22 protein-coding genes are annotated in these 21,982 nt (G+C 68.5%); 11 read left to right on the top strand and 11 right to left on the bottom strand.

The window, feature by feature from the left end; genetic code table 11:
- Nucleotides 1–876 carry an FAD binding domain-containing protein gene (locus CHC08_RS10640; protein WP_089207055.1) on the bottom strand — a complete coding sequence of 292 codons (876 nt, stop codon included), beginning with the start codon at nt 874–876 and terminating at the stop codon, nt 1–3.
- A gap of 437 nt (nt 877–1,313) precedes the next feature.
- On the opposite strand from CHC08_RS10640, the gene arfA reads away from it, so the two are divergent.
- Genes arfA through CHC08_RS10620 form a run of 4 tightly spaced genes read left to right on the top strand, consistent with a single transcriptional unit; the run spans nt 1,314 to nt 5,976 of the window.
- Nucleotides 1,314–2,822: an arabinosylfuranosidase ArfA gene (arfA, locus tag CHC08_RS10635; protein ID WP_089207054.1), complete on the top strand. Its 1,509-nt coding sequence runs from the start codon at nt 1,314–1,316 to the stop codon at nt 2,820–2,822.
- Between the two features lie 54 nt (nt 2,823–2,876).
- Entirely contained in the window at nt 2,877–4,226 is a 1,350-nt protein-coding gene (locus CHC08_RS10630; protein WP_245878251.1) for an extracellular solute-binding protein, read from the top strand.
- Nucleotides 4,226–5,146 (top strand): carbohydrate ABC transporter permease, encoded by a 921-nt coding sequence (locus CHC08_RS10625; RefSeq protein WP_089207053.1) that lies wholly within the window; start codon nt 4,226–4,228, stop codon nt 5,144–5,146. Before CHC08_RS10630 ends, CHC08_RS10625 begins: the two co-directional genes overlap by 1 nt.
- On the top strand, nt 5,143–5,976 hold the full coding sequence (locus tag CHC08_RS10620) for a carbohydrate ABC transporter permease (RefSeq protein WP_089207052.1): 834 nt from the start codon (nt 5,143–5,145) through the stop codon (nt 5,974–5,976). The genes CHC08_RS10625 and CHC08_RS10620 overlap by 4 nt, the downstream gene beginning before the upstream one ends.
- A gap of 62 nt (nt 5,977–6,038) precedes the next feature.
- On the opposite strand, the gene CHC08_RS10615 is transcribed toward CHC08_RS10620, so the two are convergent.
- Nucleotides 6,039–6,875, bottom strand: coding sequence for a phytanoyl-CoA dioxygenase family protein (locus tag CHC08_RS10615; RefSeq protein WP_089207051.1), 837 nt, complete (start codon nt 6,873–6,875; stop codon nt 6,039–6,041).
- 64 nt (nt 6,876–6,939) lie between these two features.
- Between CHC08_RS10615 and CHC08_RS10610 the strand changes: the two genes are divergently transcribed.
- Nucleotides 6,940–7,806, top strand: coding sequence for an AraC family transcriptional regulator (locus CHC08_RS10610; RefSeq protein WP_179281976.1), 867 nt, complete (start codon nt 6,940–6,942; stop codon nt 7,804–7,806).
- A gap of 149 nt (nt 7,807–7,955) precedes the next feature.
- Here CHC08_RS10610 and CHC08_RS10605 read toward each other — a convergent pair whose 3' ends face one another.
- Entirely contained in the window at nt 7,956–8,786 is an 831-nt protein-coding gene (locus CHC08_RS10605; protein ID WP_089207049.1) for an alpha/beta fold hydrolase, read from the bottom strand.
- Between the two features lie 320 nt (nt 8,787–9,106).
- Here CHC08_RS10605 and CHC08_RS10600 point away from each other — a divergent pair, with 320 nt between their 5' ends.
- On the top strand, nt 9,107–10,084 hold the full coding sequence (locus tag CHC08_RS10600) for a sigma-70 family RNA polymerase sigma factor (RefSeq protein WP_089207048.1): 978 nt from the start codon (nt 9,107–9,109) through the stop codon (nt 10,082–10,084).
- Here the strand turns inward: CHC08_RS10600 and CHC08_RS10595 are convergent.
- Nucleotides 9,998–10,465 carry an STAS domain-containing protein gene (locus CHC08_RS10595; RefSeq protein WP_089207047.1) on the bottom strand — a complete coding sequence of 156 codons (468 nt, stop codon included), beginning with the start codon at nt 10,463–10,465 and terminating at the stop codon, nt 9,998–10,000. The two genes, CHC08_RS10600 and CHC08_RS10595, sit on opposite strands and share 87 nt — an antisense overlap.
- 49 nt (nt 10,466–10,514) lie before the next feature.
- A complete protein-coding gene (locus CHC08_RS10590; RefSeq protein ID WP_089207227.1) occupies nt 10,515–11,048 on the bottom strand; it encodes a GNAT family N-acetyltransferase in 534 nt (177 codons plus the stop codon).
- Nucleotides 11,049–11,300: 252 nt separating this feature from the next.
- Between CHC08_RS10590 and CHC08_RS10585 the strand changes: the two genes are divergently transcribed.
- Nucleotides 11,301–12,506 carry a cytochrome P450 family protein gene (locus CHC08_RS10585; RefSeq protein WP_089207046.1) on the top strand — a complete coding sequence of 402 codons (1,206 nt, stop codon included), beginning with the start codon at nt 11,301–11,303 and terminating at the stop codon, nt 12,504–12,506.
- A 43-nt stretch (nt 12,507–12,549) separates the two neighbouring features.
- Here the strand turns inward: CHC08_RS10585 and CHC08_RS10580 are convergent, their stop codons facing one another.
- From CHC08_RS10580 to CHC08_RS10565, 4 genes are all read right to left on the bottom strand, one after another.
- Nucleotides 12,550–13,578: an RDD family protein gene (locus CHC08_RS10580; protein ID WP_179281975.1), complete on the bottom strand. Its 1,029-nt coding sequence runs from the start codon at nt 13,576–13,578 to the stop codon at nt 12,550–12,552.
- A 217-nt stretch (nt 13,579–13,795) separates the two neighbouring features.
- The gene (locus tag CHC08_RS10575) at nt 13,796–14,233 is read right to left on the bottom strand and encodes a hypothetical protein (RefSeq protein ID WP_089207226.1); all 438 of its coding nucleotides are present in this window, start codon (nt 14,231–14,233) and stop codon (nt 13,796–13,798) included.
- 10 nt (nt 14,234–14,243) lie between these two features.
- A complete protein-coding gene (locus CHC08_RS10570) occupies nt 14,244–15,326 on the bottom strand; it encodes a DUF6745 domain-containing protein (protein ID WP_089207044.1) in 1,083 nt (360 codons plus the stop codon).
- A gap of 276 nt (nt 15,327–15,602) precedes the next feature.
- Nucleotides 15,603–16,100 carry a MarR family winged helix-turn-helix transcriptional regulator gene (locus CHC08_RS10565; RefSeq protein ID WP_089207043.1) on the bottom strand — a complete coding sequence of 166 codons (498 nt, stop codon included), beginning with the start codon at nt 16,098–16,100 and terminating at the stop codon, nt 15,603–15,605.
- Between the two features lie 76 nt (nt 16,101–16,176).
- On the opposite strand from CHC08_RS10565, the gene CHC08_RS10560 reads away from it, so the two are divergent.
- From CHC08_RS10560 to CHC08_RS10545, 4 genes are all read left to right on the top strand, one after another.
- Nucleotides 16,177–17,121, top strand: coding sequence for an EamA family transporter (locus CHC08_RS10560; RefSeq protein ID WP_245878250.1), 945 nt, complete (start codon nt 16,177–16,179; stop codon nt 17,119–17,121).
- A gap of 20 nt (nt 17,122–17,141) precedes the next feature.
- Nucleotides 17,142–17,774, top strand: coding sequence for an NAD(P)-dependent oxidoreductase (locus CHC08_RS10555; RefSeq protein ID WP_089207041.1), 633 nt, complete (start codon nt 17,142–17,144; stop codon nt 17,772–17,774).
- A 170-nt stretch (nt 17,775–17,944) separates the two neighbouring features.
- Nucleotides 17,945–18,196 (top strand): type II toxin-antitoxin system Phd/YefM family antitoxin, encoded by a 252-nt coding sequence (locus CHC08_RS10550; protein WP_089207040.1) that lies wholly within the window; start codon nt 17,945–17,947, stop codon nt 18,194–18,196.
- Nucleotides 18,196–18,618, top strand: coding sequence for a type II toxin-antitoxin system VapC family toxin (locus tag CHC08_RS10545; RefSeq protein WP_218825239.1), 423 nt, complete (start codon nt 18,196–18,198; stop codon nt 18,616–18,618). Before CHC08_RS10550 ends, CHC08_RS10545 begins: the two co-directional genes overlap by 1 nt.
- A gap of 27 nt (nt 18,619–18,645) precedes the next feature.
- Here the strand turns inward: CHC08_RS10545 and CHC08_RS10540 are convergent, their stop codons facing one another.
- A complete protein-coding gene (locus tag CHC08_RS10540; protein WP_089207039.1) occupies nt 18,646–20,019 on the bottom strand; it encodes a phenylacetate--CoA ligase family protein in 1,374 nt (457 codons plus the stop codon).
- Between the two features lie 289 nt (nt 20,020–20,308).
- A complete protein-coding gene (locus CHC08_RS10535; RefSeq protein ID WP_089207038.1) occupies nt 20,309–21,829 on the bottom strand; it encodes a hypothetical protein in 1,521 nt (506 codons plus the stop codon).
- Nucleotides 21,830–21,982: the final 153 nt, after the last annotated feature.

Here is a 21,982-nt window from a genome sequence, read left to right as displayed (position 1 = left end):
TCAGACCCCCTCGTTGATTCGGGCTACGGACCGGCGCAGGGCCCGCCTGGTGAGTTCCTTGGCGAGGTGGCGCTTGTAGTCGGCGCTGCCGCGCATGTCGGTGGCCGGGTTGCAGTTCTCGGCGGCGAGGGCGCCGGCCCGCTCGTAGAGGTCCTCGGACGGCCGCTTCCCGCGCAGCGCCTCGGAGACCGCGGGGAGTCCCGTCGTGTTCGGGCCCACCGCGGCGAGGCCGACCCGGGCATCGGCGATCACCTCGCCGTCCAGCCAGACGGCCGCGCCGGCGGACACGATCGCCCAGTCGCCCGCCCGGCGCTCGACCTTCTCGTAGGCGCTGGACCCGCCTCCCCGCACCGGAATGCGGATCTCGACCAGCATCTCGCCGTCTTCGACCGCCGTCTCGTAGGGGCCGCGATGGAACTCCTCCATCGTCACGACCCGCTCGCCGGTCCGGTTGCGGATCACGCAGCTCGCCCCGAGGGTCGTGCACACGGCGGACAGGTCCTCCGACGGGTCGGCCTGGCAGAGCGAGCCGCCCAGGGTGCCGCGGTTGCGGACGACGGGATCGGCGATGACCCGTTCGGCGTCACGGAAAATGGGAAACGCCTCGGCGAGCGCGTCCGACTCGAGTAGTTCGCGATGCCGGGTCATCGCGCCGATACGGATCTGTGCGGGCTCCATTCGGATGTAGCCCAGCTCGCCGTGGAGATCGTTGATGTCGATCAGATATTCCGGGTTGGCCAGCCGGAGCTTCATCATCGGGAGCAGGCTGTGGCCGCCGGCGAGGAGCCGGGCCGAACTCCCCAGCCGCTCCAGCAGCCCGAGAGCGTGATCGACACTGGTGGCACGCTCGTATTCCAGCGGGGCCGGAACCTGCATGCGACACCCCCTTGTCTGGTGCTTGGCAGCCCAGTGGACTCCCGCCCGGTGACACTGTCAACAGCCACCTAAGGATTCACTTAATTCACCGGCAAGCGCTTGCCCGTATTCGAGGGTGAGAGGAATGGATCCGGCTCCGGTCACTTCGCGTGTCCGGGAACGGGGGAACCGGTCGGGGATCGCGAGGGTGAAAACAGCAGGCTGGACGGCACCTGCGGTGAGCTGGGAGTTCATCACGGTTACCGGATCGTGATTTGTCTCACACTTGACCCACCCTGATGAGAGCGTTAACACTCACCCCAAGTAACCGTTGGTCTTTCGTTATGTTAGCGCTATCAATTGGAGTCGCTCACTTTCCCGGTAATTCACGAACTCGGCGACCTCGCGCCGAAGGCCGGCGCGGGCCGTACACGCAGGCCGTATATGAGGAGACTTTCGTGCTGTCCGCATCCCTCACCCTCGACCCCGCATTCAAGGTGGCCCCCGTCAGTCGGCGCACATTCGGAACGTTCGTCGAACACCTCGGCCGGTGCGTCTACACCGGCATCTACGAGCCCGGCCATCCCACCGCCGACGAGGACGGCTTCCGGCGTGACGTACTGGAGCTCACCCGTGAGCTGGGCGTCACCACGGCCCGCTACCCCGGCGGGAACTTCGTGTCCGGATACCGCTGGGAGGACGGCGTCGGCCCACGCGACAGACGGCCTCGCCGGCTCGATCTGGCCTGGCACAGCACGGAGACCAACGAGTTCGGGCTGGACGAGTTCGTCGCCTGGACCCGCAAGGCCGGGGTGGAGCCGATGATGGCCGTCAACCTCGGCACCCGGGGCATCGCCGAGGCGCTGGACCTGCTGGAATACTGCAACATCGAGGCCGGAACCCAGCTGTCGGACCTGCGGGTCGCGGGCGGCGCCAAAGAACCGCACGGCATCCGGATGTGGTGCCTGGGCAACGAGATGGACGGCCCGTGGCAGATCGGCCACAAGACCGCCCACGAGTACGGACGGCTGGCCGCCGAGACCGCCAGGGCCATGCGCATGATCGACCCGGGCCTGGAGTTGGTGGCCTGCGGAAGCTCCGGTTCCAGCATGCCGACCTTCGGCGCGTGGGAGGCGACCGTGCTGGAGGAGACCTACGACGTGGTGGACTTCATCTCCTGCCACGCCTACTACGAGGAGCACGACGGCGATCTGGCGAGCTTCCTCGCCTCCTCGATGGACATGGACCACTTCGTCGACTCGGTGGTGGCCACGGCCGACAGCGTGGGCGCCCGGCTCAAGAGCAGGAAAAAGCTCAACATCTCGTTCGACGAGTGGAACGTCTGGTACCTGTCCCGTTTCCAGAACGCCGAGCCGCCGCAGGACTGGCCGGTCGCCCCGCCGCTCCTTGAGGACCACTACCACCTGGCGGACGCGGTGACCTTCGGCGGACTGCTGATCTCGCTGCTGCGGCACAGCGACAGGGTGACCTCAGCCTGCCTGGCCCAGCTGGTCAACGTCATCGCCCCCATCATGACCGAACCGGGCGGCAGGGCCTGGAAACAGACCACCTTCCATCCCTTCGCCCAGGCCTCCCGGTACGCGGTCGGCCAGGTGCTGCGGGTCGAGTCCGATTCACCGACGCACGAGACCGCGAGGTTCGGGGAGGTCGCCGCCCTCGACGCCGTCGCCACCCACGACGAGGAGACCGGCGCCACCACGCTGTTCGCGGTCAACCGCTCGGTCGACCAGCCGCTCACCCTCACCGTCGACCTGCGCGCCCTCGGCCCGGTACGGCTCGCCGAGGCCACGGTGCTGTCCGGTCCCGACCCCTACGTCCGCAACACCGCCGACGCCTCGGACACGGTGGCTCCTCGCGCGAACGCCGACGTCCGCCTCGACGCCGGGACCCTGGAGATCACGCTGCCCGCCGTCTCGTGGAATGTGATCCGTCTCATCCGCCCGTAGATCCGTCCGGCCGTGCTCGTCGGGGAGGCGCGGCCTCGCTCTCTGGAGACAGCAGTGGACGACATTCCACCGACCCCACACCGGACTCCAACGACGATCACCCGCAGGAACCTGCTGGGCGGCGCGCTCGCCCTCGGGCTCCTCAGCTCCGGATGCTCCATCCCCGTGGGCCTGGGCTCCTCCCAGACCCGCGTCAAATACTGGCATTTCCTCGGCGCGAGCGACGGGGTCATCATGAACGGCATGGTCGGGGCCTTCGCCAAGGAGAACCCCGCCCTGTTCGTCGAGGAGAACGTCCTGCAGTGGGGCGAGCCCTTCTACACCAAGGTCGCGATGGCGGGAGCCGGAGGCCGTTCGCCCGATGTCGCGACCTTCCACCTCGCCCGGCTGGCCGGTATCGGCCCCGGTCAGATTCTGGATCCGATCAACCTCGACCTGCTCGCCGAGAACGGCCTCCGGGCCGAGGACTTCAGCCCTCCCATCTGGGAACGCGCCCACATCGACGGTGTCCTGTACGCGGTGCCGTTCGACGCGCACCCCATGGTCCAGTACTACAACACCGACGTCTGCGGCCGTGCCGGGCTGCTCGGCGGCGACGGCAAGCTGCTGCCGACCAAGGGCACCGACCAGTTGCTGGAGTCGCTGCGCAAGGCCAAGGAGGCCCTCGGCGGCAAGCCCTCGCTGGCCTTCGACGCGCTCGGCCTCGGGACGGTGGGGCCGTGGCGGGTGTGGTCGTCGCTGTATGCCCAGAGCGGCGGCACCCTCCTGTCGGACGACGGCACGCAGATCACGATCGACGACGCCAAGGCGCTGGAGGTGCTCGCCTTCATGCGCACGCTGGGCGAGGAGGGACTGTGCGACCCCACCACCGACTACGGGGCATCGGTCGCCGCCTTCCAGAACGGCAACGCCGCCTTCCTGTGGAACGGAGACTGGGAGACCACGACCTTCAAGCTGGCGAAGATGCCGTTCAGCATGGCGCGCTTCCCCTCGGTCTTCGGCGGCGCCTCGGCCCAGGCCGACTGCCACGTTTTTGTCGTGCCCCACCAGCGCGCCCGCGATCCGCAGGTCGAGCGGGCGACCTACCGGTTCATCGCCTACCTGGTCAAGAACAGCGCCGACTGGGCGGTGGCCGGGCATGTGCCCGCGTACCTTCCCGCGCTGGAACAGCCGGAGTACCTGGCGCTGCAGCCGCAGTCGGAGTACCGCTCGGTCATCACCGAGGTGGCCCTCGACCCGCAGGTGTGGTTCGCCGGATCGGCCTCGCGGCTGTGGATCGAGTTCGGGGAGGCGTTCTCCCCGGTGATCGGCGGAACCCGCACGCCCGAAGAGGGCCTGGCCCTGGCCAAGAACGCGTTGCGCCGGCTCATGGAGACTCCCAACCCCTTCCCCGAGGAGCGCTGATGACGACCACCGTCGCCGCCCCCGCCACCACCGCGCCGGTCGCGAAGGCCAAGGCGGCACGCCCCTGGACCCAGCACGGAATGCTGTTCATCGCGCCGTTCCTGGTGGTGTACGTCGCCTTCCTGGTCTGGCCGTTGCTGCTGGGATTGCAGATGAGCCTGTCCAGCGTCAACATCGCCGGGTCCAACGACGGGTTCGTCGGTTTCGCCAACTACGCCGAGGCGTTCGGCGACCCCAGGATGTGGCGTTCCCTCTGGAACACGGTGCTGTTCACCGTGCTGAGCACCGTGCCCCTGGTCATCCTGGGGCTGGTGTTCGCCCTGCTGGTGCACAACCTGCGTTTCATGCGCTGGCTGTGGCGGCTGTCGTTCTTCGCGCCGTTCCTGCTGCCCTCCGCCGTGGTCGCGGTGCTCTGGCGGCAGATGATCTACCAGCCCGGCTTCGGCCTCCTCAACGGGACGCTCGGGACCGACAGCCTCTGGCTGGGCGATCCGAACATGGCGATGTGGTCGGTCGTGATGACCACCGTCTGGTGGACGGTCGGCTTCAACTTCCTGCTCTACCTGGCCGCCCTGCAGAGCATCCCCGAGCAGCTCTACGAGGCCGCCTCGATCGACGGCGCCTCGGCCTGGGACAAGTTGCGCTCGATCACGCTGCCGATGCTGCGCCGTACCACCGGTCTCGTCGTGGTGCTGCAACTGCTGGCCTCGCTGAAGGTCTTCGACCAGATCTACCTGATGACCGGCGGAGGACCGGAGGACTCCACCCGCCCGATCATCGAGTACGCCTACGACATCGGCTTCACAGGCTATCGCGTCGGCTACGCCTCCGCCGTCTCCTACATCCTTTTCATTCTGATCGTCGCCGTATCCCTGGTGCAGCTCCGGCTGCTCCGCAAGCGCGAGGAGTCTCTCCGATGACCAAGAGGTTCAGCCCCGGCCAGCTGATCCTGCTGGCGATCACCGGGGTGCTCGCCGTGATCTGGCTCGCACCCATCGCCTGGGCGGTCGCCACCTCGCTCAAGCCCGAGGCCGACACCACCAGGCTTCCGCTGACGTGGTTCGGCAGCGAGGTCACCCTCGACGCCTACGGCCTGGTCCTGGGCACCGGCGGCATCGTCAAGTGGGCGATCAACTCCACGGTCACCGCGGTCATCGTGACGTTTCTGACCGTGCTGTTCTCGGCGATGGCGGCGTACGGCTTCGCACGCACCCGGTTCCAGGGGCAGCGCGTGCTGTTCGTCGCGATCCTCGCGGGGATCATGGTCCCCCCGCAGGTGCTGATCGCCCCGCTGTTCGCCGAGATGGTCACGCTGGGGATGGTCGACACCTGGTGGGGCATCATCCTGCCGCAGGTCGCCGCGCCCGTCATCGTGTACATCCTCTACAAGTTCTTCCAGGGCGTGCCGCCGGAGCTGGAACAGGCCGCGTTCGTCGACGGGGCCGGCCGCTGGCGGGTGTTCTTCATGATCGTGCTTCCCCTCTCGCGCCCGGTGCTCGCCGCGGTGGCGATCTTCACGTTCATCACGACCTGGAACAACTTCCTCTGGCCGTTCCTGGTCTCCACCGACCCGAACACGATGACCCTGCCGGTCGGACTGGCCAACGTGGTGCAGGGCACCTTCGGCGTGCGCTACGCGCAGATCATGGCCTCCGTGGTCCTGGCCGGCCTGCCGCTGCTCATCATCTTCGTGTTCTTCCAGCGCCAGATCATCCGCGGCGTCGCCCACACCGGCCTGGCCGGGGAATGACGCCCCGCGGCTGCCGCACCCGATCCGTTCGTCACCGGGGAGCCGGTCACCCTGCCGGATGGCTAACCCGTCTGCGCGCCGCCGCGGGCCCGGTACAGGACGGGGTTGAGCGGAGTTTCCGGGACGGCACCGACCTCGGCTCCGGACATCCACGAGCGCAGGTCGTGCCGCTGGTTGTCGTTCATCGGCTGGGAGACGGTGATATCGGCGTCCATGTAGATCACGGTCATGACCCTGCGCGGGACGCCCGACCGGTTCGGCGCGGCGTGGTGAAACGTCCACCCAAGGTGGTAGCTCACCTCGCCGAGCCGGTAGGGCGTCTCGACGGGCGGGAAGTTCTGCTCGGCGAGCCCCTGCTGGAGTTCGCGCTCGGACTCGTCGCTGATGGGCAGGTCACGGCCGTACTCGAAGCGATGGCTGCCCGCGGCGAAGGCCAGCGGCCCCATCTCGGCCGGCGTCTCCTGCAGGGGGACCCAGACCGTCACGGTGCGGTCGGTGGCCAGGGGCCAGTAGTACTGGTCGGCGTGCCAGGGGGTGATCCCGCCGCCGGACTCCTTGTACAGTGCCTGGTCATGGTAGAGCCGGACGCCGGCGACGCCGAGGAGTTCGGCCGCGATGCGGGCCAGGCGCGGGGAGAAGACGAACTCGCGGACCAGGTCGCTGTGCCGCCACAGGTTGGTGACCTGGAGGAACGCCTTGCCGTAGGTGTCGCGTTCCGCGAGGGGCAGGTGCTGGGTGTTCAGCTCGACGACCTTGGAGGTGATCTCGGGTTCGTACGCCGCGATCGTCCCGGCGTCCAGCACGCCGGGCAGCTTCACGAAGCCGTTGTCGTCGAAATACCGCACCGCGGCGGCGTCGAGGTCGTATCGGGACTTGAGATCGTGATGGGTGACCGTCATGCGACCAGCCTCTCCGCACCCGCGCCGTCCGGCCACGCGGCGGATGACCAGTTCTGATACTTTCATGACCATCGGATTCGGAGCACCGATGCGCGCGATTCTCGAGCACATCGAGGCCACGACCCAGCTCTCCTGGACGCTGCACGTCCGGCAGGGGTCGCATTTTCGCTTCGCCTGGCACTTCCACCCTGAATTCGAACTGACCCTGATCACCCGCGGCAGCGGCACCCGGTTCGTGGGCGACTGCGTCGAGGAGTACGGTCCCGGCGACCTGACCCTGATCGGCCCCGAGATGCCGCACACGTACCAGTCGATTCCCGGTCACGGCCGACACGAGGCGATCGTCGTCCAGTTCCGTCGTGACTTCCTGGGACGGGACTTCTTCGACCGGCCCGAGTTCGCCCGGGTGGCCTCGCTGCTGGAACGCTCGGCGCGAGGGCTGAGTTTTCCCTCGTACGCCGTGGAACCAGGGGAGTTCGGCGCGCTTCCACCGCCCGAGCGGACCCTCGCACTGCTCGACGCCCTCGTCCGGCTGTCACGCTGCGCCGAGGCGCGCCCGCTCGCCGGCGATCAGTACATCCCATCGCTGAACGGATCCACGCGCGACCGCATCGACGCGATCGTACGACTGCTCAACGAGGAGTACGCCGGGCCGGTCACACTGGAGGCCGTCGCCCGCGCCGTCCATATGGCCCCGGCCTCGGTCAGCCGGCTCTTCCGCCGCACCACCGGCGCCACGATCACCGGCTACCTCAACATGCTGCGGGTCAACGCCGCATGCCGGCTGTTGAGGGAGACCGATCGCCGCATCTCCGCCATCGCCGCCGACTGCGGCTATCCCAACCTGTCGAACTTCAACCGCCGCTTCCGGGAGCTGAAGGGCATGTCCCCGCGCGAGTACAGGGCGCGCTGGCAGTGCGCCCGCCGATAGTGTCATCCGCCCAGGACACGTCGGATGCGTGGGCGGCGGAGTACAACACGGTGCGGCCGCACCAGGCCGAGTCCGCCTTTGAGTGAGCGAGCGGTGGACGGCAAGCCGCCGACGGCCGACTCGAAAAGTCGCCGGCGGGGCGAGCCGACTCAGCTCTCCTGGTCGAGGAAGGCGAGGGTGACCGCTGCGAGAAGCGGGGACAGGAAGATGTCGTAATGCGTGAGACCGGGCAGGATCGCCAGTGCGTGACCGCCCTTGGGCCGAGCCTCGCCCATCCAGCCACCGTCGCGCAGGCCACCGTCGAGGAGTTTGAAGACCTCGACGTAGTGGCTCGGCGGTGCCATGTCGGCATCGGCGGCGACCACGAGCGTCGGCATCCGCAGGCCGCGGACTTCTTCGGAGAAGTCGAAGTCCTCCGCCATCGCCTCGCCGATCTTGTCGAGCAGCCGCGGGAAGTCCTCGGGACGAGGCGCCACCCGCTGGTAGAGCTCGTACATCGGGGTGTCCTTCATGTATTCGGCTGCCGCCCCGCTCACCTGGCCCTGCTGCTGGAGGATCTCCGGGTAGATGGCGTCGCGGCTGATGTTCGCCGAGGCCGCGACCAGGCGACCCACCTTCTCCGGGTGTCTGATCGCGACCTGGAACGCCACCCCGCCGCCGAGGGAGTAGCCGACCACGTCCGGCTTCCGCAGGCCGAGGTGGTCGATGAGCGCGGCGACGTCGTCGGCCATCAGCCGGACGTCGAGCGGCCGGTCGATGTCGGCGGTCCGGCCGTGCCCCTGCAGGTCGACGACGATGACCTGGTGGTGGTCGGCCAGGGCGGGAAGGATCGGCCCGAACATCTCACCCGAGCCGAGGCCTCCGTGCAGCAGGATCATCGGGCGTCCCGCCCCGTACGTCTCGTAGTACAGGTTGATGCCGTTGACGTCGGCGTACTGACCCGAACCGGCGCTTTCTGCGGTCCACTCCGTGGCGGTCATGATGACTCCTTGTGCATTTCCGGTCGATGTGACGCCCGTATAGACCGGACGGGCACCGGAAACTCATCGCCGGCGGAGGGACGATTTTTCGGGCGCGTTCGGAAGCGTCAACGCCATGAGGTACCCGGCGCGGTGGGGTGAGTGCCCTAACGGGTGCGGTGCGCCCCGCCCCTGTGCCAGAGGTGAGTGGCCGGGGGAAACCGCCGCTTCGCCGCCGGGAACTCAGTTGCGCCAGAGGTGAGTGGCGGAGGAGGAGCCGCCGCCTCGCCGCCGAGAATTCGGTCTCGCCCGCTGCAGGATGCTCCGCTAGGTTCGTCAGGGTGAATGACACGGCGACCAGCGAACCGATCGAGTCGCAGCTGGAGGCGTACCGACCTGAGCTGACCGGGCACTGCTACCGGATGCTGGGGTCCGTCTTCGAGGCCGAGGACGCCGTGCAGGACACCTTTGTCCGCGCCTGGCGCAGCTTCGACCGGTTCGAAGGGCGCTCGGCGCTGCGGTCCTGGCTGTACCGGATCGCGACGAACGTCTGCCTGAACATGCTCGCCAGCGCTCAACTGCGGGTCCGGCCCATGGATCTCGGCCCGCCCGGGTCCGGCCGCGCGACCGACCCGGGCGAGCCGCGTCCCGACCAGATCTGGGTGGGCCCGGTGCCGGACAGCCGGGTGCTGCCCGAGGGTATCGACCCGGCCAACATGGTCGTCGAACGCGAGTCGATCCGGCTGGCGTTCGTCGCCGCGCTGCAGCACCTGCCGCCTCGGCAGCGGGCCGTGCTGATCCTGCGGGAGGTGCTCGCCTGGTCGGCCCAGGAGGTGGCCGACCTGCTCGACACCTCGGTAGCCGGCGTCAACAGCGCACTCCAACGGGCCCGGGCCACCATCGCCACCGCCGACACCGCCGCCGATGTCCACGATCCGTTGGACAACGGGCAGAAGGCGCTGCTCACCCGTTATGTGAAAGCCTTCGAGGAGTACGACCTCGAGGCGCTGACGACGCTGCTGCATGACGACGCGACGCTGTCGATGCCGCCGTTGCCGCTGTGGCTGCGCGGCCGCGATGACATCTCCGCCTGGATGGCCGGTACGGGCAGCGGCTGCCGTGGCTCGCGCCTGGTGCCGGTGACGGCCAACGGCATGCCGGCGTTCGGGCAGTACCGGCCCCGCCTCGGCGGCTCCGGGCACGACCCGTGGGCGCTGATCGTGCTGGAGATCTCAGCGGGGCGAATCGTGGCCGTCAACAACTTCCTCGACACCACCCGCCTGTTTCCGCTCTTCGGGCTGCCGGCCTGCCTGGATTAACGCGTCGGTCAATCCGAGCAGGCGCACCAGTTCGAGCAGGTCCGGGCCGGCGCCGGTGACCACCAGACTCCAGCCGTGTCGCCGTGCGGTCAGGCGCAACCGGGCCAGCGCCTCGACCGTCACCACGTCGGGGTGGGGCACGCCGGCCACGTCGCAGACCACGACGCCGCCACCGCGACCGCGCACCAGCTCGGCAAGGTCGGCGCACAGGACAGGGATGTCCGCACGCGTGATCTTCACGCCGATGGCGAAGGAGGTTGCGGAGGCCGTCATGTGGATAGGACCGGCGGCACCGCGGAAACTCATCGCCTCGGCGCCGACAAGTTCGGCACCGCCGGGCGGTCCGACGGGCGTGACCTTGCGGCGCGGGTCGACGCGCACGAAGAGCCTACGCCGGAGGCATGAGGTATCCGGAAGGTGGCGGTACCGGTCAGGCTTTCGGGGCGGTACCCGCGCCCGGCGCACGCACCAGAAAAAGGTCGATCGGATCCTGTGCTTCCACGACGAATCCGTGGCGCTCGTAGAGCCGACGGGCGGCACTGCCCTGCAAGACGTTCAAACGGACGATCATGCCCTGCGCGTCGGCTCGCTCCAGTATCGCGCGCAAGACAGCCGATCCAAGCCCCCGGCCCTGATGGTGCGGAGCAAGATAGAAGTGCTCCAGCAACTGCCCGCCGTCGGCAGGTCGGACCGTGACGCATCCTGCGAATTCATGGTCGACCATGATGATCGACGTGTGCTGCGTGGAGAAGGAGTTGCGCAGTCGCTGTCGCACCCGGTGCTCGTCGAACCGCCCGAGTCGCTCCAGGTCCGCACGCATGACCGTGGCCCGCAGCTCCGCGACCACCTCGACCTCCGCTGCCTCCGCGGAACGCAGCACCCACCCTGAGCCGTGGGCCGACTCGATCCGTGCGGGCATCGCCACGTCCGACCGCGTCCCGCTCTCCATCGTCTCAGCATCCATGGTTGAAGTGTCCCACCCGATCCTGAAGGTTCGGGTGCCGAACTCGACCGCCCTTAACTGCTCCTTATGTGGACATATAGGCATCAAGCGCCCAAAGTGTGCTATGAATTCTCCGCTTGAATTCCTGCCCTTGGCCCCGGCGTCCGTGCGCTGGGGCCGGTGTTCGTCGCCACTTTGCGGCCGTACGCCCGGGTGCATCCTCACCGCCCACGGCGGGTTGATCGCCTATCGTCCATGACTCGAAGGAGCGTTATGTCCACGCCTGCGGGCACCAGCAGAGACCCGTTCACGGCCGTTCGCGACGGAGAGCGCGAGGCCATCTACGCCGAGCTCACCGCGCAGGGTCCCGTACATCCGGTGACGATGCCGACGGGGCGCACCGCATGGCTGGTCACCGGGCATGCCGAGGCCCGGGCGCTGCTGTCGGACCCGCGGCTGGTCAAGGGAGGCTGGGAGAACGGGGTGTACGCGAGCATGCTTCCCGAGCACGTGGCACGCGGCGTCCACACGCACATGCTGATGAGTGACCCGCCGGACCACACCCGGTTGCGCAAGCTGGTGACCTCGGCGTTCACCCGGCGCAGGGTCGAGAAGATCGCGCCACGGATCCAGCAGATGACCGACGAGTTGCTGGCCGCATTCGACGGCGTCGAGTCCGCCGACCTCATAACCGCGCTGGCCTACCCGCTGCCGATCGGCGTCATCTGCGAGCTGCTGGGCATTCCCCCGGAGTCCCGGGCGGACTTCCGTAACTGGAGCACGCCACTCGTGGCGCCCGGGATCTTCAGCTTCGAAGAGTACGAGGCGGCCGCCATCGCGATCCTCGACTTCACCCACGAGCTCATCAAGGACAAGCGGCGCGTCCCGCAGGACGACCTGCTCTCCGACCTGATCGCCGCCCGCGACGGTGAGGAGCGGCTCACCGAGGACGAGCTGACCTCGATGGTGTTCCTCCTGGTCATCGCCGGGCACGAGACCACGGTCAACCTGATCGCCAACGGCGTGCACGCCCTGCTCACCCACCCCGGCCAGCTCGACCTGCTGCGTACCGACCCCGCCCTGCTGGAGCCCGCGATCGAGGAGCTGCTGCGCTACGACGGACCGGTGCAGAACACCCTGCCGTACTGGACCGCCGAGCCCATCGAGGTCGGCGGGACGACGATCGCCGCGGGTGAGATCGTGGTCGTGTCCCTGAACGCGGCCAACCGCGACCCCGCCCAGTTCCCTGGGGCCGACCGGCTCGACGTCACCCGCCAGGAGACCGGGCACACCGCCTTCGGCCACGGCCTGCACTACTGCGTCGGCGCACCGCTCGCCCGCCTCGAGGCCCGCGTCGCGATCGGTGCCCTCCTCGACCGCTTCCCCGCCCTCAGCCTTGACGCCCCCGCCGACTCCCTCACCCGCGTCCCGTCCATGATTATGAACGGCTTGGCCGGCCTGCCCGTCCGCCTCCGCTGAACACCGGTCCGCGGCGGAGCCATCGCGGCACGGCCGCGATGGCTCACGGCTGCGGTTGAGCGTTCCGCACACGGACGCGTGCCACCGCAGTGCCCGCCCAGCGGTCATGAAGAACACGGCCGTCGGGATCGAGGAGCGCCCACAGCCCATCCACGATGAGACAGAACGGTCCGAAGCCGGGCACAAGAACAAGGAGAGGGAAGATCAGCGCACGCAGCGCCGTTCTCCTCGCCCTCGGCGGCCCTTCCGGCTGTGCGGAGACGACGCGAATACGCAATAGTCGCTTGCCGAGCGTCCGCCCCCACAGGGCGTGCTGCACCCAGAAGTAGAGGAACAGCACGGGCAGGATCGCCAGCCGCAAGGGTTCCGCTTTGTCCTCGAACAGTCCGATCCAGTTCAGGAACCCGTACTCCAGGTCGAGGGAGAGCAGGTCATAAGCGCCGGTCAAGATCGCGACCGGTCGCACGACGGCACCGAGGAGCACGATGGCGACCAGGTAGTCGACCAGAATCGCCGCCAGCCTGCGCCATGCCGTATCGGCCCGCGGCGTAACCGGTTTTTCCAGGTCGGCGGGCCGCATCGCCCATGACGCGACAAGCACCAGTACGGCGGCCGTCAGCAGACAGAACTGGGTGCTTCCCCAGCTGTCGATCACCGTGGTGAACCAGGCCGCACTGAGCAACGGCATCGGACCGTGCCCCTCCGGGTCGACGTACCGTGGGAGGGCGGGGCCGACGATCGCGAGCAGGACCAGGACTCCCGCCACCCGCCGGCCCACGGTCTCGGGGTCCCTGCGGCCAAGACATGCGAGGAGGCCGGTGAGAACAAGGAGCGCGGATACCGCCCAGGTCTCCACGGTCGCCATGATCACCGCCAGATCCCCTTGGAGCGGGGACAGCAGCCAGTGCGATGTCAGTGGCACCTCACTCCGGTACGCCTCGGACATACGTATGCCGGCGATGCCGGGCTGAGGCTGGAAGTGCCACAACTCCCATGACGGCAGGGCGGCGGCAACCGCGGCCGCCAGCCAGGCCGGCAGAGCCAACCGCGACAATCGGGGAGAGGGGGGCAAGGTGATCCTTTCGCCTTCTGCGCGCACCTTACCGACACCACGGCCGGGCGCCGGACGTACGTCCGGCGCCCGGCGCTGAGATGGGGCACCCATTGCATGGCGCTCAGGGCTGGTGACCCGGTGTTCGGCCCGAACAGGTATGGCTCGGAAGTCGTTGATCGTCGCGGCTTCTCATGCAGGCTGCCGCGCCGCGGCAGCCTGCCGAGTGCGCCGGAAATCAGTCTGCGACGAGGCGTGTTCTGCGCCCTTCGTGCTCGCGCTGCCGGCGGATGACGTATGTACCCGGAGTGCAGCCCGTGGCCCCGTGCTCAGGATGCAGCAGGTAGGCGACGGCCGAGGTCTCGAAGACGCCGATCGCCAGCCAGTCGGAGTCCAACACGTTGGTCGTCCACCGGCAGGTGCCGGGGTCGGCGACGAGGGTGTGCGGGTTGCCCCCGGCCGCGCCACGGAGCAGCTCGACCCCATCGGGGGGCACGTCCATCCAATCGGCCTTGTCCGAGAGCGTCATGGACGAGGCGATGACGGAGAGGGGGATGACGATGAGGTCGCCCTGGGCATGAAGCCCGTCGACGACGGGAATGCTCACCGACTGCTCGAGATGGTCGAGCACGGCGAGTCCGGTCTGCTGGGAAAGCGAAGCAAGAGTCACAGTCATGGAGGTCACCTCAGGTTCGGCGGAGGAGAAGGGAGTACTGCTCGGCGGACAGCCCGTAGGTCCAGCCGGCGGCGGCGATCGGATCGTCGAAGAAGCCCGGCACGGTCAGCCCGTACCGGCGGCGGTGTCCGTCGCGTTCGACGGACCCGTTGACCGCCAGGAGCACCCTGGTCTCCTTCCGCATGTCGTAGAGCCGTAGTTCCGAGCCGGGGTTGCCGGGGTCCGGCGCGGAGGAGACCAGCCGCAGTCCGGCCTGGTCGATGTAGGACGTCCAGCCGATGTGTTCGATCGCGCACCGCCTGACCTCGATATTGGTCTCTCGCCCGATCCGCCGGACATCCGGATCGGTGACCACCCAGGAGGGCACCTGTGTCCCGTGCCAGGCGTGCACGTCACACCCGTCCGCGTAACGCATCGCGGGGCCGTCCGCATGGTGCAGCCGTACTTCGCCGTCGTCGCCGCACACTTCCGTGTGCACGGCGACGGGTCGTTCGGAGACGACGCACACGCCTTCACGGGGCCACCACCAGCCGCACGACCGGGCCACCGCCGCCCACAGATCGAACCGCCGGGTCTGCTCGGAGGTGAAGACCACCCCGGCCGCTCGGCGGAGGGCGTCATAGTGGGCGACCCAGGAGACGCACTGTGTCCCGTACCAGCTGTTTCCCAGGTGGTACTGCGTGTCGTGCGCCACGCGCAGCGCCATGAAGAGCGAACCGTTGGCGGACTGCGAGAGCGAGCTGCGGACCTTCTGGCGAATCAGCTGGTCCATCGGCTGATGGACCCATCTGAGCTGGGCGTCGAGCTCTCTGCACAGCTGTCTCATCAGCGACGAGAACCGGGGTGGCAGGGGCCATTCCGACATGCGTTCGGCGGTCTCGGAAGGCCGTAGACGCACACCCGGGGGGACGGTTGCCAGGGCCGCGACCGGTGAGGAGACCCAGTGGAAACGTGGTGGAGCAAGCCCGATCAGGCGGTACAACCCTGAGATGGCGGCCTCTGCGGCCGGACGGTCGGCGGGCAGCGTCGACAACGCCCAGCCCAGCCATTCTTCGCGAATTTCGGCAGCTTCCCGCTGCACGAGAACGCTCACCGGATGAAGGTGGCGTCGTCCTTTCCAATGATCATGTCTGGAATGGTGACAGATCGACGCGGCTCCTGTCCAGCGCGGACGCACACGATGCCGGATGCGGCGGGACAGGCGAGCTTCCCGGGCTCGCCCCGGGAACCGTACGGAACTTCGCCGTCCAGGGCGATCACCCATTGCCGGGAGTGGCGGTGATCTCTTCCTGCGGTCAGGAGCCGGCGCGAACCGATCCACCCCGGTGGGCAGGCGTAACCGTACCGGGTCTGCCGGGGGATCCGGGAGTCAGTCGGTGGTGTCGCCGAGCGACTCCAGGAGATTCCTGAGTCCGTCGGAGAGGGTGTCGCGCTGGGTTTTCGTGAGCGCGGCGAGCAACCGGTTCTCGGTGTCGACGTGGTCGGGCAGGGCCTGGTCGATGAGCGCGCGGCCGTCGTCGGTGAGGGCGACGTGCACGCCGCGGCCGTCCGTCTCGCTGGGGGTGCGGGTCACCAGGCCGCGCGCCTCCAGGCGGTCGAGGCGCTGGGTGACGGCCCCCGAGGTGACCATGGACGCCCGCATCAGCTCGGCGGGGGTCAGGTGGTGCGGCGGTCCGCTGCGGCGCAGGGTGGCGAGCACGTCGAACGACGCGGGGTCGAGCCCGTGTGCGCTGAACGTGCGGCGCAGCTCCGCGTCGATCAGTCGCGAGAGCCTCGACAGGCGCCCGATCACCGCCATCGGTGACACGTCCAGATCAGGGCGTTGCGCACCCCACTGCTCCAGCACACGGTCGACGTGATCTGCCACCGCTCAAGCCTAGTGGATGCCTTAGCGGTGAGATACATCACTTCATTTTTGCTTAGCGATAAGATAAATTAGCTTAGTGCTAAGTAATCGAGCCGGAATCATCATGGTGACCGCGCTGGCCCCCGCCATCTGGGGGACCACCTATCTCGTCACGACCGAGCTGCTGCCGCCGGACCGCCCGCTCCTGGCCGCGGTGGTACGCGCCCTTCCCGCCGGCCTGGTGCTGGTCGTCCTCACCCGGCGCCTGCCCCGGGGGGTGTGGTGGTGGCGCGCGGCGATGCTCGGCGCCCTCAACATCGGGGCGTTCTTCGCGCTGCTGTTCGTCGCCGCCTACCGGTTGCCCGGCGGGGTCGCCGCGACCATCGGAGCCCTGCAACCCCTCCTGGTCGCCGGTCTCTCCGCCGGACTGCTCGGGGAGCGGCTGTCCCTGCGCACCACGATCGCCGCCGCCGCGGGTGTGGCCGGCGTCAGCCTGCTCGTCCTCCGGGCGGACGCGCGGCTGGACGGCCTCGGTGTCGCCGCCGCGGTCGGCGGCGCGGTCGTCATGGCCGTCGGGGTCGTCCTCAGCAAACGGTGGCCCTCACCCGCGCCCCTGCTCGCGACCACAGGCTGGCAGCTCACCGCCGGCGGCCTGCTGCTGCTCCCGGTGGCACTCCTCGTCGAAGGACCACCGCCCGCGACGCTGAGCATCACGAACCTGGTCGGCTACGGCTACCTCGCGATCATCGGCTCCGCGCTGGCCTACGCCCTCTGGTTCCGGGGGATCCGCGACCTGTCCGCCACCGGCGTCACCTTCCTCGGCCTGCTCAGCCCCCTGGTCGCCACCTCGCTGGGCTGGCTCGTTCTCGGCCAGGAACTCACGATCGCCCAGGCTCTGGGTGGTCTTGTCGTCCTCGCCGCCCTCGTCGCGGCACAGACCGGGAACGCTCGCGGCGCGCGACCACGCTCCAACCTCGCCGATCGCGTGGGCACCCCGGTGGTGATCTCGGAGCGCGGCCGGGCATCTCATTCGACCAACTGATCCAGAAGGAACGGAGAACCATGCGCATCACCGTGTTCGGAGCGGGCGGAAACGTAGGAAGCCGGGTGGTGGCCGAGGCGCTGTCCCGCGGCCACGAGGTCACCGCCGTAGTGCGTGATCCGGCACGATTCCACGGACCGCCTGCCGCCGAGGTCCGTGTCGGCGACGCCGGAAACGCCGAGAACGTGGCCGAGTTGAGCGTCGGCCAGGACGTCGTGATCAGTGCGACCCGTCCGGCGCCCGGCCGCGAGGGCGAGCTCGTCACGACCATCAAAGCGCTGCTGGCCGGGCTCGCCCGGACCGGCGTCCGTCTGCTGGTCGTCGGCGGCGCGGGCAGTCTGACCGTGCCCGGCACCGGCGGCACCGTGGTCGACGACCCGGATTTTCCCGCCGGCTGGCGGGACATCGCGCTGGCGTGCAACGACCAGCTTGAGGCCTGCCGTGCCGAGACCGAGGTGGACTGGGCCTATCTGAGCCCGGCCGCGCTGCTGGAACCGGGAGAGCGCACCGGCGACTACCGGCTGGGCGCCGACGAGCTGCTGGTCGACGCCGAGGGCAACTCGGCGATCTCCATGGAGGACCTCGCGGTGGCCCTGCTGGACGAGGCCGAGCGGCCCAAGCACCACCGGACCAGGTTCACCGTCGCGTACTGATTCCCGGCCGAGGACGCGGCCTCGTCGGAGTCCCGTAGGCCGGGCATCAGCTCGACCGTCACGGTCAGCCGCCGGTCCCGCGCGGCGTCCCCGGCCACGCGGCGCCCGTCGCTGTATGTGATCTTGTATTGCCCTATTCTAAGTCTAGACAGACTAGACAGGGGGTCTTCATGGGCGGGTGGCAGGTTCAGGAGGCGAAGCAGCGCTTCAGCGAGGTCGTACGGCGGGCGGTGAGTGAGGGTCCCCAGGTGGTCACCCGGCACGGAGAGGAGGTGGCCGTGGTCATCGACATCGCCGAGTACCGCCGCCTCAGGGGTGAGACTCCCGACTTCGGACGGTTCCTTCTCGCTGCCCCCGACTGGGACGACGACATTGAATTCCCCCGGAACCGGGACCTTCCCCGAGAGGTGGATTTCGACTGATGGGCATCGGCTACCTGCTCGACACGAACGTGGTCTCCGAAGTACGCAAGCGAAATGGGAGCTCGCACGTCAGGGACTGGATAGGCGGGACTCATGGACCCACGCTCTACCTCAGCAGTCTGACGGTCGGTGAGATCCGCTGCGGGGTCGAGCGCCGCCGACGCAGCGACCCCGCACAGGCGACGATTCTGGAACGCTGGCTCCACGGGCTTCACCGGCAGTTCAGCGACCGCATCGTTCCCGTCACCTCCGAGGTCGCGGAGGAGTGGGGGCGTCTGAATGCCGTCCGCCCGCTCCCCACGGCAGATGGCTTGATCGCCGCGACGGCCAGGGTGAACGGGTGGACCCTGGTCAGCAGGAACATCAAGGACTTCGAGGGGACGGGTGTGTCCGTGGTCAACCCCTTCGAGCTGCTGCACTGACGAAAGAACGCGTGGTCTGACGAGTGATCACGCTCGCGTGTAACGGTGCTTGGCGCCGGGCGGGAAATAGTCGGGGTCGCCTGTCTGGCGGAGACGGACGACCGGGGGCTGTTTCGCCGGGGGGACGTAGTTGACGAACTCGCTGTTGAGGCGGCGTAGCTGGGTCAGGATCGAGAGCCCGATGAGCTCCGCGGCCTCGTCGGAATCTCGTAGGCCGGGCATCAGCTCGACCGTCACGGTCAGCTGCCGGTCCCGCTCGGCGTCCTCGGCCACCTCCAGGACGAATTTTCCCGTCACCATGGCGCTGACCTCGGGTTGCTCAAGACCGATGGCGATGTTCTCCGGATAGACGTTGGCGCCGTAGTAGGAGACGGTGAAGTGGCTGCGGCCGAAGATGTAGGCGAAGGGCAGGCCGGGACCTTCCACGCGGGGGTGGAAGCCGTGTTCGTGGAGGAAGCCGAGCATGCGGTCGTGGGGGATCAGGCCCCCTTCATCGGCGATGTGGTAGCGGATGAGGGGAATTCCGTTGTCACCGGTGAAGAGCAGAGTGCCGTCGTGTTCCTCGAAGAAACGCACCCGCGGGTCGTATTGCACGAGGGTCGGCAGGCGCGATTCGCCGAACAGTTCCCTGGCCGTCTCGGGGCGTGAGGCGAGGAATCGGCGGATCTGGATGGACAGCGGGGTCTCGTTGCCGAGGACGCCCGCGTCTGCGGTGCCGTACAGGGAGGCGGTGTCGTGGCTGGGATCGGTCATCGCGGTGCGTTCGGCGACGAGGGTGCGCCATTCCTCGCTGAAGGACTCGCCGGCGGTGACCAGTTTGATCGAGTAGTCGGCCCACCGCAGGCCCTGGGCCGTGCCGCTGTCGATGACGTCCTTGAGGAAGGGTGGGTAGCCGAGGAGCACGACCTGGTCGAAGTGCGGCGCCAGCTCGGGGATGACGCGAAGGATCTCGCGTTTGTCGCTGCCAGGGGCGACGGCGGTGATGGGGTAGCCCTTGGCGGCGAGGTGGCGGCAGCAGTTGAGGGTGAACAGGCCGCCGACCCAGGTGCCGAGGGCGAAGCAGATGACGGCGAGGGTCCGACGTTCGGCGGCTCGGAAGACCTGTTCGAAGCGTTCGGCGATCAGCTGCTCGTCGGCCGTCGAGCGCGGCCAGAACGACGGGGTGCCGGTGGAGCCGGAGGACACCGCGATCATGTCTCCGATGGTGCCGTTGCGGCAGAGGTCGGGGAGGGGATGGCGGCGGGTGTAGTTGTCCTTGGTGGTCAGCGGTAGCCGAACGAAATCCTCATAAGTCTTGATTTGGTCAGTGGTCACGCCGTGCTCCGCGAGAAATGCGCCGTAGGCGGGCACCGAGACGGCCACACGGTGAAACAGTTCGACCACGTCATGACGAGGATCCATCCGTCGAATGTACGGTCCCCGCCGCCGATTCGCCACGCATCGATGGTGCGTCGGATGCCGCTGCCGGCGGGCATCGGTTACCCGTCCGGTGGACGGCCTGCCGCCACCGGGTGCCCGAGGGTTTTGCGGGGTCGGCTGTCGGGCGTGGCGGCGCCGGTGGCGGGCACTCCGGTGGAACGGGGGCGAACACGCGACGGCCTCCGTGGCGGGATGCGCCACGGAAGCCTTGTCGCGTCTCAGGCCGTTACCGGCTCATCGGACCGTTCGTTCAGGAGCCAGGAGTCAGGAGTCAGGAGACGGTGTCGGCGACGACATGGATGAGGTTGCGTGTCTGCCCGACGATGGCCAGCCGCCACGCGTCGAAGGTCGCGTCACCGGGCTTGAAATCGGTCTCGAAGTGCTGCATGTCCGGCGTGTGGATGTGCCCGGCCGGGATGTCGAGACCCATGCGGTCGCGGAGGAGCGTGTTCCGGTAGGCGCTCTCGTTCGACAGGTAGTTGCCGCCGCCGCCGCTGTAGGAACACGATCCGGGGTCGGGCGGGATCGGAGCGGTCGCCGGCGGATACTCGACCGGCGGCGGGTTGTTCCGCGTCACCCGGACGGTGGAGGCGCAGTCCGGGAACTGCGTGTAGTTGGTGTGCCAGACCACGCCGAAGGCGACGGAGGGGTCCGGCCACGTGTCACCCGGCGGCCGGGGAATGGAGGCCCCCGTATTGGCCTTGATCATCTCGGCGACGGGCAGGGTGGCGGCGGTCCACTGGGGCGGCTCGGTCAAACTGAAGTTCCTGGGCCCGCCCCAGCGTTCCACCACGGAGGCGTTGCACTCGTTGTTGTTCACCGCGATCTGCGGCACGCCGTTGACCGCGGCGCACGGCCGGAAATTGTCGTTGCCGAGAGAGACGCCGTGATAGCGCGCGTTCCACTGCTCCAGGTTGAACACCGCGCCGCCGGCCTGGCTCACGGTGATGGACGCGTCCACCCGCTTCGGCCCGGGGCGCATGAAGGGCCCGACGGTGTCCTCCAGATACCCGCGCTGGAATTCGGGATAGCTGACGGGAAGCGTGTAGGCCTCGATACGCGTGATCTTGCCGCTCTTCGTCCGGTACGTGGTGCCGTCCAGGGCGAGCGCGGTCGCCCCCGAAGGATTGCCGTGCCGGATGTTGTTGCCCACCGATCCCGGTGCGGAGCCGGTCGTTCCGCCGTCGAGCGTGTAGGGGTCGAAGCCGCTCGCGATGACTCGCTTCACACCCTTTCCGCCGGGGAAGTCGATGTCGAACATGCCACGGGAGGCGCGGTCGAACGTGGTGATCAGTTCGGTGCGGTCGGCAGCGGATGACCGGAACTTCGGCGCCCACTGCCTCAGGGCGGCGGTCGACTCCAATCGGGTCCAGTAGAGCGGCCGGTCGTCGCTGTAGGGGAGGTCGCCCGCGACGGGTTCCCGCTGCTGGGCCCGCCGTACGGCATCTCGCCAGAGGTCCTCACCTTTCCGCAGGACGAGTGCCGTGGCGGCCTTGAGGCTTCTCGTACGGCAGAGGTCGCGGATCAGCGCCGGGCCGAAGTCCTGGAAACCGCCGCCCTCGATCATCTGCCGCGCGAACGTCCGCGACTGCGGCACGGCGGGGTTGTCGTCGTCGGGGAGGGTGAAGCCCAGCCGGTTCTCCTCCACGGACAGGGGCACGCCGGAATCGAGGCAGCCGGGACCGCGGGCGATCGTGGCCGAAGCCGGGCCGGTCGTGGCGAGCACGGTCACGGCCATGATCGCCAGGGCCGACGCGCCGACACCGGCGGACTTGGGTCGTGGGTACTTCATGGTGCGAACTTCCTTCTCATAGGCCTTGCTCCAGAAGGGGAGGCAACCGAGGCGAACTCCACCGCGGGACCGTCGGGCTCTCTGGGGGCTCCGGGTCGGTGCGATGCGCCGCCGATGCGAACCCGCTGTGTTCGCGGATGGTCCTCCGGTCCC

Origin of the sequence: Streptosporangium subroseum, assembly GCF_900188345.1 — a bacterium.
Classification (GTDB): domain Bacteria; phylum Actinomycetota; class Actinomycetes; order Streptosporangiales; family Streptosporangiaceae; genus Streptosporangium; species Streptosporangium subroseum.
Note: the sequence above shows the minus strand (reverse complement) of the source record. Positions and strands in the feature narration are given on the sequence as shown.

Bases quoted from the DNA above. Each gene is read 5' to 3' on its own strand.
- CHC08_RS10640 (WP_089207055.1), bottom strand. From the start codon at position 876: ATGCAGGTTCCGGCCCCGCTGGAATACGAGCGTGCCACCAGTGTCGAT.
- CHC08_RS10625 (WP_089207053.1), top strand. From the start codon at position 4,226: ATGACGACCACCGTCGCCGCCCCCGCCACCACCGCGCCGGTCGCGAAG.
- CHC08_RS10620 (WP_089207052.1), top strand. From the start codon at position 5,143: ATGACCAAGAGGTTCAGCCCCGGCCAGCTGATCCTGCTGGCGATCACC.
- CHC08_RS10615 (WP_089207051.1), bottom strand. From the start codon at position 6,875: ATGACGGTCACCCATCACGATCTCAAGTCCCGATACGACCTCGACGCC.
- CHC08_RS10610 (WP_179281976.1), top strand. From the start codon at position 6,940: ATGACCATCGGATTCGGAGCACCGATGCGCGCGATTCTCGAGCACATC.
- CHC08_RS10605 (WP_089207049.1), bottom strand. From the start codon at position 8,786: ATGACCGCCACGGAGTGGACCGCAGAAAGCGCCGGTTCGGGTCAGTAC.
- CHC08_RS10590 (WP_089207227.1), bottom strand. From the start codon at position 11,048: ATGGATGCTGAGACGATGGAGAGCGGGACGCGGTCGGACGTGGCGATG.
- CHC08_RS10585 (WP_089207046.1), top strand. From the start codon at position 11,301: ATGTCCACGCCTGCGGGCACCAGCAGAGACCCGTTCACGGCCGTTCGC.
- CHC08_RS10575 (WP_089207226.1), bottom strand. From the start codon at position 14,233: ATGACTGTGACTCTTGCTTCGCTTTCCCAGCAGACCGGACTCGCCGTG.
- CHC08_RS10555 (WP_089207041.1), top strand. From the start codon at position 17,142: ATGCGCATCACCGTGTTCGGAGCGGGCGGAAACGTAGGAAGCCGGGTG.
- CHC08_RS10550 (WP_089207040.1), top strand. From the start codon at position 17,945: ATGGGCGGGTGGCAGGTTCAGGAGGCGAAGCAGCGCTTCAGCGAGGTC.
- CHC08_RS10545 (WP_218825239.1), top strand. From the start codon at position 18,196: ATGGGCATCGGCTACCTGCTCGACACGAACGTGGTCTCCGAAGTACGC.
- CHC08_RS10540 (WP_089207039.1), bottom strand. From the start codon at position 20,019: ATGGATCCTCGTCATGACGTGGTCGAACTGTTTCACCGTGTGGCCGTC.
- CHC08_RS10535 (WP_089207038.1), bottom strand. From the start codon at position 21,829: ATGAAGTACCCACGACCCAAGTCCGCCGGTGTCGGCGCGTCGGCCCTG.